Annotated in this window: 13 protein-coding genes; 8 read left to right on the top strand and 5 right to left on the bottom strand. The window is 55.3% G+C overall.

Translation table 11 applies throughout. From position 1 onward, the window contains the following. Positions 1-454 precede the first annotated feature (454 nt). From DB48_RS09975 to DB48_RS09960, 4 genes are read left to right on the top strand one after another with little or no spacing between them, the layout of a single operon-like run. A complete protein-coding gene (locus DB48_RS09975; protein WP_235375378.1) occupies positions 455-1291 on the top strand; it encodes a MipA/OmpV family protein in 837 nt (278 codons plus the stop codon). Continuing rightward, complete coding sequence (locus tag DB48_RS09970) at positions 1281-1676, top strand: DUF3019 domain-containing protein (protein WP_041510143.1); 396 nt, start codon at positions 1281-1283, stop codon at positions 1674-1676. The genes DB48_RS09975 and DB48_RS09970 overlap by 11 nt, the downstream gene beginning before the upstream one ends. Continuing rightward, a complete protein-coding gene (locus tag DB48_RS09965) occupies positions 1673-2377 on the top strand; it encodes a response regulator transcription factor (protein ID WP_041510142.1) in 705 nt (234 codons plus the stop codon). Before DB48_RS09970 ends, DB48_RS09965 begins: the two co-directional genes overlap by 4 nt. Further along, complete coding sequence (locus DB48_RS09960) at positions 2374-3621, top strand: ATP-binding protein (protein WP_041510141.1); 1248 nt, start codon at positions 2374-2376, stop codon at positions 3619-3621. The genes DB48_RS09965 and DB48_RS09960 overlap by 4 nt, the downstream gene beginning before the upstream one ends. 10 nt (positions 3622-3631) lie before the next feature. Here the strand turns inward: DB48_RS09960 and chrA are convergent, their stop codons facing one another. From chrA to DB48_RS09940, 4 genes are all read right to left on the bottom strand, one after another. Beyond that, positions 3632-4828 carry a chromate efflux transporter gene (gene chrA / locus DB48_RS09955; protein ID WP_041510140.1) on the bottom strand — a complete coding sequence of 399 codons (1197 nt, stop codon included), beginning with the start codon at positions 4826-4828 and terminating at the stop codon, positions 3632-3634. Between the two features lie 152 nt (positions 4829-4980). Continuing rightward, positions 4981-6120, bottom strand: coding sequence for a 23S rRNA (uracil(747)-C(5))-methyltransferase RlmC (gene rlmC / locus DB48_RS09950; protein WP_041510139.1), 1140 nt, complete (start codon positions 6118-6120; stop codon positions 4981-4983). Between the two features lie 42 nt (positions 6121-6162). After that, positions 6163-7404, bottom strand: coding sequence for a glycerol-3-phosphate dehydrogenase/oxidase (locus DB48_RS09945; protein ID WP_041510138.1), 1242 nt, complete (start codon positions 7402-7404; stop codon positions 6163-6165). 33 nt (positions 7405-7437) lie between these two features. After that, a complete protein-coding gene (locus DB48_RS09940) occupies positions 7438-7905 on the bottom strand; it encodes a MarR family transcriptional regulator (RefSeq protein ID WP_200890549.1) in 468 nt (155 codons plus the stop codon). Positions 7906-8228: 323 nt separating this feature from the next. Here DB48_RS09940 and DB48_RS09935 point away from each other — a divergent pair, with 323 nt between their 5' ends. The 4 genes from DB48_RS09935 (at position 8229) to DB48_RS09920 (ending at position 11225) form a co-directional block, all read left to right on the top strand. Beyond that, a complete protein-coding gene (locus tag DB48_RS09935) occupies positions 8229-8666 on the top strand; it encodes a hypothetical protein (protein ID WP_052813744.1) in 438 nt (145 codons plus the stop codon). A gap of 221 nt (positions 8667-8887) precedes the next feature. Next, positions 8888-10306 carry a cytochrome C biosynthesis protein gene (locus DB48_RS09930; protein WP_152619133.1) on the top strand — a complete coding sequence of 473 codons (1419 nt, stop codon included), beginning with the start codon at positions 8888-8890 and terminating at the stop codon, positions 10304-10306. 108 nt (positions 10307-10414) lie between these two features. Then, a complete protein-coding gene (locus DB48_RS09925; RefSeq protein ID WP_011864602.1) occupies positions 10415-10612 on the top strand; it encodes a hypothetical protein in 198 nt (65 codons plus the stop codon). A 208-nt stretch (positions 10613-10820) separates the two neighbouring features. Next, positions 10821-11225 (top strand): hypothetical protein, encoded by a 405-nt coding sequence (locus DB48_RS09920; protein ID WP_041510135.1) that lies wholly within the window; start codon positions 10821-10823, stop codon positions 11223-11225. 47 nt (positions 11226-11272) lie between these two features. On the opposite strand, the gene DB48_RS09915 is transcribed toward DB48_RS09920, so the two are convergent. After that, positions 11273-12457, bottom strand: coding sequence for a GGDEF domain-containing protein (locus tag DB48_RS09915; RefSeq protein ID WP_041510134.1), 1185 nt, complete (start codon positions 12455-12457; stop codon positions 11273-11275). Between the last annotated feature and the right edge of the window lie 70 nt (positions 12458-12527).

The following is a 12527-nucleotide window of genomic DNA, read 5'->3' as shown; positions in this document are numbered from 1 at the left end:
CCCCAAAAAACATCACCCGATAACAAAATCACTACAAACAAGGCGTCGAAATGCAATGAGCTCAAGAGCTAAGTGGGATAGGAGATCATCTTGCTACATAGGAAAGGATCTTCTTCCCTGGCAAGAGGCCAAGCATGATTATTCAATCATTCAATGCAGGTCGCACAGTACAAGTCGAGCAGTGCAAGTCGCGCAGTACAGCCGACCGACACGGGTGCCAGTAGCGAAAAGAAGAAAAACGCAGTACGCGAATAACGGGGGAATACAGCAGGGCCACAGCCAAGCTTGGCAGGGGACAGATCTTAAATGCCTCGATTAGCGCTAACCTAAAGGCTCTACTCGAAAAATCCTCCCAAGGCATGTAGCATTTTGTACACTTATATATATTTTTACAGACTTTTAACCTGAGATGGTTTTAGATGCTAATTTCAGTTTCGGGATGTGGATGAAGGCCATGAAGTACCTCTTGTCCGGTCTTATTTTCCTCACAGGGCTGCTCCTGAGCGAGGCTAGGGCCGAAGAGCAGATAGATGACATAACCACGGGCGAATTTCATTTCACCCTCGCCTTGGGCTATGGTGGCATCGAGAACCCCAGGGCCAAGTCGGACGATATCACCACCTATGTCCTGCCGAGCTGGTCCTACTATGATGACCGCTTCTATGTCGAGAACTTCACCCTGGGCTATAGCCTGTATGAGTCAGACAGCCTATTGGTCGACCTGCAGACCCGACTCAACGAAGATGGCTTCTTCTTCGAACTCGATGGTTGGAACAAGGTCTTCTTGAGTGACATTCTCGGCTATAAGCCCAACAAGCAGCCCCTGTTTGGTCCGGAAATCCCCGAGGTACCGATCGAGCGTCACATCTCCTACCTGGGGGGCCTCAGCACCACCTGGCTGACTCCCTACAGCGATTTCACCCTGGGCTATTTTCACGATATCAGTGGTGTACATCAGGGCAACGAGATCCACTTCAAGGCCAAGAAAAACATGGCATTTTCCTGGGGTGCACTGGGCTTCGAAGTCGGCGCGATACGCAAGAGCAGTCAGCTGATCAGCTATTACTACCATTTCACCCAAGCCGAGCTGGGCCGCGGCCGTACCCTACAACCCCAATCGGCGGCTATCAACTACCATACCAGCGGCGTCGTCAATGTCCCCCTGTGGCAAGATATTAATTTCGTAGCGATTGTCACCTACACTTGGTTAGGAGATGAGATCACTAAGAACCTCATGGTAGAGAAGGATGGCTACCTATCCGGGTTCATTGGAGTCAGCTATGCCTTCTAACGCCATCAAGCTGATACAGTGCATGTTGTTGCTGGCCCTGGCCACCAGCTTCTACTGCCAGGGCAATAGCACCCAGGTCAATATCAAGCCTAAGACCTGCGCGGTACTCGAGGCGGGCAGTCCCTGCCATCTAACGCTCAAGATAAGCTACAGACTAGAGGCCTTGGAACAGACCTGTATCTGGGTCGCCCTCAAGGAAAAGCCGGAGCAGTGTTTTGACCGCCTGAGCGTGGATCACCTGCTCGAGCTGACCCTCACCAAAGACACCCAAGTGCAAATCAAAGATCTGAACAACAAGGTGCTCGATGAGGTGACCATACAGATCGCCACCTATCAGCCCGTCAACACCCGCAAACGCCGAGGACTCAACTGGAACCTGTTATGAGCAAACCTAAGATACTCCTGATTGAAGACGATCTGGATTTGGCCGAGCTCACCCTGCTCTACCTGACGCAGCAAGGCTTCGACCTGACCCACAGCGAATCGGCCCAGGCGGTCGCGAATCTGCCCGCCGATCTCAACTTCGATCTCATTATCTGTGACATCATGTTGCCCGACACAGATGGCTTTAGCCTGTTCGCCGAGTTACAGGCGCGCTACCAGTGCGTGATCATCTTCATGACCGCCCTCGACGGCCAGCAGGAGCAGATAAAGGGCCTGGAGTTGGGTGCCAGCGACTATATCGTTAAACCGGTCAACCCTGAGCTGTTGGTGGCTCGCATCAAGGCCAACCTGAGGAAATTCCCCGGCGAGGCAGCCCCTCAGGCCGTCACCCTACACGACTTCACCATAGATCATACCCATCAACTGCTGACCATAGGCGATCGCCCCCAGAAGGTGACCACTCAGGAGTTCGATCTCCTGTGGATCTTTGCCCAGCACCCGGGCAAGGTACTCAGCCGCGAATATCTGTTCGAACAGTATGTGGGCCGCCCCTATGATGGTCTCGACCGGGCGATCGATCTCAAGATCAGCCGCCTGAGAAAGAAAATCGACAGCTATCAGATTGCCGGACTCACCATCAAGACGGTACACGGCCAGGGCTACCTGTTTAACTATCAGCCCCAGACCGCGGATAAGGGATGAAATATCAATTCTACCGTCTCTACGCCCTGCTGATCTTAAGCAGCGCGCTAATCATCTGGTCCTTCAGCGAGATCCACAGCGCCATGCAGCATCAGGTAGAGTCCTACCAGATAGACGTCGACAGCGTGTTTCACAGCCTGAATGAGGCAGACAACAAGCTTCTCATCCGTGAGCTGTCCAGAGACGAGCTGGCGCTGCCTCAAGATCTGGCCGACAAGCTCGCCCGCGGCGAAACCATCGCCCTCACCCTGAGCGGTAACAAGACCTATTACTATCGACAGGCGCTCGACTCGAACAAGGCGAAGGATAAATCGCTAGATAAAGCGGCAAAAAAGGTGCTCGCCTTAGGCCCCATTCAGAGCCCAGCCAGACAACCTGTACCCACAGAGCTTATCATCTTCGCCCTCTATGCCAGCCTGGGCTGCCTGGCCCTGCTGCTTATCTGGCCCCTGTTTCGGGATCTCGCCCGCCTGCAAGCATCGGCCGTCGAGTTTGGTGCCAATCCGAGAAGGATGGAGCAAAAGATCAGTAAACGCTCAGCCATCTATCCCCTGGCCAAGGTGTTTAATGAGGTCACGCTGCAGATAGTGGACTTCCTGCAGATGCACAAGGAGCTGTCGCGCACCATCTCCCACGAGGTCAGGACCCCCCTGGCTCGCATGCGCTTCGCCCTGCAGCTGAGCAAGGCTGAGCTAGATGAGAAATACTGGCAGCGACTCAACGCCGATATCGATGAGATAGAGCAGCTGGCCAACAACTACCTCTCCTTCGCCAAGCTGGAGCACAGGGAGGCGAAAATACAGAAACAGACGATCGCCACCCAGGCCTTCCTCGAACAGCTAGAGGAGAAGTTTGCCCTCTATCAAGACAAGATAAGCATAGAGTTTATCGCCGACGATGGGCAGGCGTTGTTCGATGCCAACTCCATGACCATCGCTACCCAAAACTTGATCATGAACGCCCTGCGCTTCGCCAAACATAAGATTCAGGTGCGCTTTTGCTGCGACAAGGATCAATGCCAGATCACGGTCGAAGACGATGGTCCCGGCTTCGAAGGCAAGGGCAAGCAGCTGTTGGCCGCCTTCGCCCGGGATAAGGAGCAGGCCGATGGTTCCGGCTATGGTCTGGGGCTCTACATCGCCCGTAAGATAGCCATCTGGCACCAGGGTCGGTTAGAGGTGGCCAGATCCAGCCAGCTGGGCGGCGCCAGCCTCACCCTGATCTGGCGCAACCAACAAGCTTAACTCAATGGCGCTAAACGAATGTGCCCATGGCAGCAAGCAGCATCCCCGCTAGCGCGAAGCAGAGCAAGAGCATGAGAATGCTGGGGCGAGAACGCAGCTGCCAGGCCAGCCCCGCCAGCACCAACAAGGCATCAGGCCAGGCGAGGATGGCACTGGTTATCACAGGCGAGATCAACGCCGCCAACAGCAAGCCAACCACGGCAGCGTTAAGCCCCATGATGGCGCCGCAAAATCTCGCCCGCCCCATCAAGCCATGCCAGCTGCGCAGCAAGGAGAGTTGCAGCAAAAATCCCGGCAAGAAGATGGCGAGGGTCGCCACCAGGGCCCCCAGCAGCGGCGACTCAAACCAGGATTCGGCGCCGAGAAAGGCCGCCAGGGTAAACATTGGGCCCGGCACCGCCTGCGCCAGGGCATAACCGGTCAGGAAACGCTCATTGGTCAGCTGCTGCCCCACGCTCGCCTCCAGTAGCGGCAGCACCACGTGACCACCACCAAACACTAGAGAACCCGCCTGATAGAACTGGGCAAACAACTGCGCCAGACTATGGCCAGTCCCTAGCCAGTAGAGCGACAGGCCAAACAGCGAGATAAACAGCGCCAGCGGCAACATCTGAGGTCGCAAGGTATCAACAGCATCGCCTTGGACGCGCTCCTGTCCGCCCTTCTCGCCATCTTGCAGCGCTGCTGGCGCCAGTAACAAACTCCCAAACACACCGGCCAGAAGCAACATGCCCAGCTGGCTAGCCAGGGTGCCGACAAACAGGGTCAGCGAGGCGCAAAACAGCATCAAGAGCCTAGTCGCGCCGCGACGGCAGAACTGTTTAAACATGCTCAGAACGGCGTCGGTCACCACCACGACCGCCATCAACTTGAGGCCATGGATAAGCCCCTGAAACCAGCTGGTATCCAGCCAGCTGACACTCGCCACCGCCAGGAGATAGAGCAGCAGAAAAGAAGGTAAGGTAAAGCCGAGAAACGCGGCGATGGCACCAAACAGCCCCGCCCTGTGATGGCCGATGGCAAAACCGACCTGACTCGATCCCGGTCCTGGGATCACCTGACTCATGGCGACGATGGCACCGAAACGCTCCGCGTCCAGCCAGCTGAGTTCATCGACGAAGCGCCGCTTAAAATAGCCTATATGGGCCGCAGGCCCCCCAAAACTCATCAGTCCCAAGAGCAGAAACTGCTTAAACACCTCACCCAATTGGTCACCCTCCGTCAAGCCAGAGCCGAGATTTGGCCGCGCCGCTATGTTGCGCGCAGCCTTTTGAAATACAGGTTGATTAGATTATGACAGACAGATGACCGCCTGATGACAGACCGGGGAGTGTTAGGGAAGCTTAGAGAGCTCAGCGGCTAGTCGCCAATGCGCTGCAACATCACCAGCACCTCGAAATGATCCGTGTGGGGGAACATATCAAACAGCTGTACCTTGGTCACCCGGTAGCCTGAGATAACATGCAGATCTTTGGCCAGGGTCTTGGGATTGCAGCTGGAATAGAGAATCGCCTTGGGGGCAAACTCGCTCAACGAATGACACAACGCCTCGCCAATTCCCCGCCTTGGCGGGTTGACGATAATCAGATCTGGCTTGTCTTCACCGCGGCTGTCGCTGGCAAAGCTGGTCGAGTCCAGGGCGGTAAAACGTACGTTTGTCAGCCCAAGAGTCTCGGCGGACATCTTGGCGCAGGCGATGGCCTCGGCCTCGATCTCGATACCGGTAAGCGCCACCTCTTTCGAGGCGCAGTGCAGGCCGAAGCCGCCGACACCACAGAAGAGATCCCAAATAGACTTAGGCGCCAGCTCACGGGTCCACTCCCGCGCGCTCTGATAGAGCTTAGCCGCCACCTCGGGATGGGTCTGAAAGAAGCTCTTGGGGCGAATGTAGAGGGGCACCTGATTAAACTCCTCCTCCAGCCGGGTCGCCTCGGTGAGGAAGATCTCCTCCTCCCCTTCCAGGATCGCCATATGCACGGGTTGCAGATTCACCGACACCACCTTGATCTCGGGGTGCTCGGCGAGCAGTGCGGGGAGTTCACGTTCGATACGGGGAATCGCCTGCTGGCTTCGCATCACGAAACGCAGCATATATTCGCCGCGCACCTGACTGCGGGTCAGCAGGATAAACTTAAGCTCGCCCTTGGCCTTGTCCACTCGGTAGGGCGGAATACCGGCCTGGCGCACGAAACGCTCTAATCTGTGCAGCAACTGCTGCATATCTTGAGGATAGAGGCTACAGTCACACAGGCTTACCGCCTCGCCGCTGGGGCTCACCAGTCCGAGTATCGGCTCATGGGCCGCGCCCAGTACCACCATCTTCGCCTTGTTACGAAAACCACTCTCGGGCCCCACCACAGGCGGCAGCCACTGCGCCACGGGCAGATCCTTTAGCAGCGCCTCAAGGGTCGCCGTTTTCGCCGCCACCTGTTCATTCAGGGGCGTCTCGATATGACGACAGGAAAGACACTGATTAGCATCGAAATAGGCACACTTCACGGATGATTTGCTCGCAACTTGGCTTAAAAAAGGCGCCCTACTTTAGCCTTTTTGAGGAGAAAAATCACCTTTCCCCATCGGCAATTGGTTGCCCGATGCTTCATCTGCCACTGGGGGGAGGCGCAACTTATCGACATCGGCACGCACCGGCTTAGGCCCGCGGCGTGCCTTGACCCAGGCCAAGGCCTCCTTGGCCGTGTGCCTGAAGGTGGTGAGCTTACCGCCATAGACGGTGAGCAGGTTGGGATGGGTATCCCGTGACAGCATCATGGTATCCCTGGGCAGATCGAACGCCTCCCCACCTTGTTTGGGTAGCACGCGCACGCCACAGTAGCGCCCTATGATGCGCGCCTCCAGCCCAGCTTCGGCCTCACACAGGGGAAAGTAATGGCGATAGATCCCCAGCAGATAGGCTTCCTCGGCTGACGTCACCCCCGCCGCCTCCACATTATCGATCGGGGTCTCGGTAGTGCCTATCATTGTCTTGCCCTGCCAGGGCATGACAAACACCACTCGCTTGTCGAAGATAGACTCCAGGTAGAAGATGCCGCTCGGCGCTGGGATATCCAGCACTAAGTGACTCCCTTGCACCAACTCCACGGGCGAGACCTCGACCTTAGGGATGACGCGCTCTAGCGTCTGATTCACCCAGGGGCCGGTGGCATTGATGACACAGCGACTGCTGAGGCGGCGACGCTCGCCGTCAACACTAAAGCTAACGATACAGGAGTCAGGCCTGTGCTCTATTTGCTCCAGGCTGACATGGGTCAGCAGCTCGGCGCCCAGTTGCCTGGCACTCTCGGCCACCGCGCGAGTCAGGGCACCGTCGTCCGTCTGGGCATCCCAGTAACGAAACACGGCGCGCAGCCCCTTGAGTTTGAGACCCGCAAGCTCACTCCAGCGATTGGCCGCCACAGACTGAAACTGTCCCAAAGGATCCAGCTCGCTCAGCAGGGCGTACAGACTCAACCCGGCGCGAATGGCCAGGGGACCGCGCTGACTGCCCCGATAGATAGGAATATAGAAAGGCACAGGCTTGACCAGCTCGGGGGCCAAGGTCAGTAGTGCCTTGCGCTCGGCCAAGGATTGGCGCACTAAGCCAAGTTGGCCCGACTCTAAGTAACGCAGGCCGCCATGGATCAACTTGCTCGAGTTAGATGAGGTCTTCTCGCCCAGATTATCCTTTTCAAGCAGCACCACTGAGTAGCCAGCCGCCTGGGCACACTGGGCGATGCCCACCCCGGTAATACCGCCGCCAATCACTACTAAATCCACTGCTTGCATATCGCGTCCTTTCGCTAAATGAATCTAATTAGATTACTCCTGGCCCGCCGCTTCCAGATAACGGTAGGCCTTGTCACACAGGCGCTTGAGTTCAATAAACTCCTCGGGCTCACCTCCCAGTTTGCAGAGCATCTGCATCGGAATCGATTTAGCCTGCTGCTGTAACGCCTTGCCGGCATCGGTCAGCTGGAGTACCCGCACCCGCTCATCGGCCTCGCTGCGCCCACGAGTCACCAGTCCTTTGGCTTCCAGGCGTTTCAGCAGCGGGGTCAGGGTGCCCGAATCCAGATGCAGCTGCTCACCTAGGGTCTTGACGCTGATCCCCGGCTCTTGCCATAAGACCAACATCGCCAGATATTGCGAATAGGTCAAGTCCAGCGCCTCCAGCAAGGGACGATAGGCGCGCACCATGGCATTGGCGGCGCTATAAAGCGAGAAACAGATCTGATTTTCGAGGGCCAGGGGGTTAGGCTGAGTATCTTGGCTCTTGGATTGACTCATGAATTGGATCGCCATTATTAAATTGCACACAACTTTTACCAAGTTTACGCCATGTGCAGGCCAAAGTGAAAAATTATCAAGAAAAATTTTTTACTGCATAGTTAGTCAATAATCTGTCATCTTTACAGTGACTTATTAAAATAACTAAGTAAAACCATTTAGATGCGGATCGACTGAAACCTGACACAGGGTTAAATACGCAAAAAGGCTGGAATTTTCGCCCAACTCCTACATCAAACATGGTTGCTTTTCGAACGATAATCCCCTAAATTCCCCCTCCTAATTCAGCTTAATACTCTAAAAACACAATGGAGGTGTTCACTATGAAGCGATTGCTACTGGTGATGTTGTCATGTCTCATTACCGCCCAAGCCGGTGCTGCCTGCCCGCAAAACATCAGCTTTGGCGATATCCCCTTCGAGAAAAACAGCTCTTACTTCGATAGACGATATGCCAAACAGCTGCAGCAGCTGATCGAGAAGACCCAGACAGATAACGGTTACCTGCTACTGGAGTTTCCCCTCTTTAAGGGCGAGACAGATAAGAAGCTCAGAGAATACAATTTCTGGCTCGCCAACCGCCGCATCGAACGGGTTAAGAGTTTCCTGACCAAGGCCGACTACAACCAACCTGTGGTCACCAAGTTGTTAACCGCCAGCAAGGAAGATACCCGCACCCTGAGCATCCACTGGTGCCAGCAGAGCGAGCAGGCAACTGTCATCGCCAGCACCACAGCTCCAGCCCACCAGCAGCTGAAGTAATAGGTTCAAATTCCAGAGCCCGCCTCCCTGTAAAAAGGCGAGGCGGCAAGTTGACGATAGGCTAAAATCCGCGCCAGTTAACACTTCCTGTACATTTCAAGATTTGCGTTGCAAATCTGAAACATAAACTTAGTCTCCCCCACCACGCGCAGTACACTAGAGGCAGAGGATTCACGCCTTTGTCATCGTCTATTTGGCAAATCAGCTCCCGGGGAGGGATTATGTTTAGAGCCCTAATTTTTTGTTTTCTAATGCTCTCGAGCGCACTACCCAGTTTCGCACAGACCGAAGAACAGCCAGCACCTCAAAATGCCACCTGGCATTATGTCGACGCCGACGGTCAGCTGAAGATTAAGCTCTATTTCTTCTGGTCTAAGACCTGCCCCCACTGCGCCGAGGCCCACCCCTTTATCGATAGCCTGCCGGAAAAATATCCCTGGATAGAACTGGAGTCACACATGGTGTCTCAGGCGGGCACCCGGGAAAAATGGCAGGCGGTCGCCGAGCAGACCAAGGTTGCCGCCCGCTCTGTGCCCTATATCGCCGCCTGTGAACAGGCTACCGTGGGCTACAGCAGCGAGGCCGTGACCGGGCAATTTATTCTGCAGCAACTCAAGGCCTGTTATCGCGCCTTGGGCGGCGTGGTAGAGGATAACGACCAGGCGACTCAGACTGGTACGGCAGCCACTGAGGACGAGCCGCTGTTTGCCACCTGTAGCGCCAGCAGCGAACCCGGCACCTGTGACCTAGGACTGGAGGAAAACACCGCTGCCGCGCCGGCCACTAAGGTACAACCCATAGAGCTGCCACTTATCGGCGTGGTTGCCCCCGAGCAGCTCTCACTGCCGGTGCTGACCGTGGTGCTGGCCGGGGTCGATGCCTTTAACCCCTGCGCCTTCTTCGTGTTACTGTTCTTGCTCTCTATCATGGTCAACGCCAAGAGCCGCAGTCGCATGTTGATCGTCGGCGGCATCTTCGTCTTCTTCTCTGGCTTTATCTACTTCCTGTTTATGATCGCCTGGCTCAACATCTTCGAGCTGCTGGGCGCGGGTAGCGACGGTGGCCTCATCATTCTCGGGGCGGGGCTCATGGCGCTGATCGCCGGTGCCATCAACATCAAGGAATACTTCTTCACTAAGGGGGAAGTCAGCCTCTCGATGTCGGCGGAAAACCGCACCGGCCTGATCAAGCGTATGGGTAAGCTCACCAGTGCCAGCAGCATGGCGGCGATGATCGCCGGCACTGTGGTGTTGGCCATCCTGGCCAACGCCTATGAGCTGCTGTGTACCGCGGGCTTCCCAATGATCTACACCAGCGTACTGTCAATGCATGAGCTACCGGCCTTCGAGCGCTACCTCTACCTGGCCTTCTATAACATCGTCTATGTGATCCCACTGGCGGCTATCGTGATCGCCTTCAGCGCCACCCTGGGCAAGCGTAAGCTGACCGAGAAAGAGGGCCAAACCCTGAAACTCATGTCGGGGATCATGATGATAGGTCTGGGCGGCATGCTGGCGCTCGACCCGACCGCGCTGCAAAACGCTGGCCTGGCCATTGGCTTGATCTTCGCGTCCATTGGCGTCACCTTCATAATCAGCATGGGACGTAAGTTGCTTGAGAGACGGCGCGCCACCAATTAATTTGGAATAGGCTAAAGTTTTCCCAAACGTGGCCGATAGCACTATAGTTAACCTTAGCGAAAGTTTTTCGGTTAACTATAGGCTCTCACCCAGTTTAAGGCGGTAATCATGGCAATAACAGTTGGAACCAGTAATCTACAACCTAACCTAAGCAATGGAAGCGTTGGGGTTAAAGTTGCACAGCTCGCCAAAGAGCAGCAGCAGGCAGAGGGAGAGATTGCACTACAACTGATTGAAGCGGTTGACTCAGCGCCTAGCGCTGGGCCTGTGGGAAATAGTGGTCACAACATTAATACCACAGCTTAAATCAGAGCGAACTTAATAAAGCCCTCATCATGAGGGCTTTTTTTATGATGGCTAAAAACATACAGGTGACGACTATCACCTTGCGGCAAAACATATTAAGCTGAGCCAACCCGGCCACTTAGGCGCTTATCATAGCGCTCATCGAAGCGATGCACTGTGGCCAATACTTGCAGTAGAAAGTGGAAGCTTACACATGGAGGATAGACAGATGCGAGGAGCCGGCGGCAGTTCCGGAGGAATAGGCCTGTTTTTAGTAGGGCTGGTAATGATGTGCGGCGGTTTCTACCTGCTGCTGAACGCCATTTCCGTGACGTCAAACTTTAGCCTTGGCTATCGACTCTACAACGTCGGTGGCATGGGGATCACCGGGGGCACCATACTGATCCCGCTGATCTTTGGCATAGGCATCATCTTCTATAACGCCAGAAACCTGCTGGGTTGGCTTTTGACCCTGGGGTCACTCACGGCGCTTATCTTCGGCGTGCTGGCCAGTGTCAGATTCAATCTTAGGACCATGACCACCTTCGACCTCTTGGTCATACTGGTTCTGGCCGTGGGCGGCCTGGGACTGTTTTTACGCTCACTCAAAGCCATAGATGCCAAATATAGCTGAGGCAGAGTCCCTTCTGCCAGCCTAGCACTCAGCGAGATTCACAGAGATCAGGCTAAATGGTGGCTGACAAGCTTGTCGTCGGCCTCCTCCGCCTTGGCTACCCCGCAGTTAAATCGGTCCCGCCCCAGGGACTTACTCAGGTAGAGCAGCCTATCTGCGCTGGCCAGTAGCTCGTTGGCATCCAGCCCAGGTTGCCACAGGCTGACCCCTTGAGAGACGGTGACATGATCCCCTAGCGTCGAGTCTGGATGGGGGATCTCGGCGCTCTTGAGCCCACTACGGATCTGCTCGGCAATATGACGCGCACCATCGAGATCGGTATCGGGCAATATGATGGCAAACTCCTCACCACCATAGCGCGCCGCCAGATCTCTAGGCCGAGACGCCACGCCGCGCAGCACCTCACCTAGCCCAATCAAACAGAGATCGCCTTCGCCATGGCCCAGGCTGTCGTTGAGGCGTTTAAAGAAATCCACATCCAGTAAGATGATGCTCAGGGGATCGCCGGTACGCTCGGACGCCTTGATCTCAAGGGCCAGCACCTCGTCGAAATGGCGTCTATTGCTCAGGTCAGTCAGGCCGTCTATCAGGGCCATCCGCTTAAATTGTTGCAACAGCTGCAATTTCTCGGCGTTACGCAGAATCGCCTTACGAAACCACTGCTGCAGCACCTTCTGCCCGGTAAGTATGATCACAAAGAGACAGATAAACTTAGTGACGGCGAAAATGGGATTTTCCGGGATCTCGATAAGCCGCGTCACCATACTCACCGTCAGTAAGGGCACCACGCTGACCAAGAGCCAGCCGCGCAGGGGATAGAGAGAGATGGCAAAGGTAAACACCAAGACGTCGACAACAGAATCGACTGCGGCAAGGGAGCCATATTCCCATTGAATACTTAAGGTGCTGGTCAGCCAGTAATGTCCAATCACAAAGTAGATCCAGGCAACTTCGAGTACCAAGAGGTAAGCCAGCACTAGCCCCATGCGATGCTGCTCAGGCTGACGATAGAGAATCCCCGCCAACCCAAACAGGGCGATACTCAGAGTAGGCATCTGCAATACTAAGAGATCCTCTAGGGTTAAAACATGATGCTTCTGAAGCATGGTGGCGAGGAAGATGGCAATCAGCAGGAACACCGAGAGATAGGCGGTCCACTTCACCGAGCGGCAAAGATAGAGGTGAGTCTCTTGGGTCAGGAGTTCGTCAAAGCTTTTTGGCTTACTGTTCATCGTATCTGCGCCCGCCCCTCTTCTGCTATCGTCATAAGCTTAAGTAATTATAAAGACGAATAAAAAAACA

The organism is Shewanella sp. cp20, from assembly GCF_000832025.1.
GTDB lineage: Bacteria > Pseudomonadota > Gammaproteobacteria > Enterobacterales > Shewanellaceae > Shewanella.
Note: the sequence above shows the minus strand (reverse complement) of the source record. Positions and strands in the feature narration are given on the sequence as shown.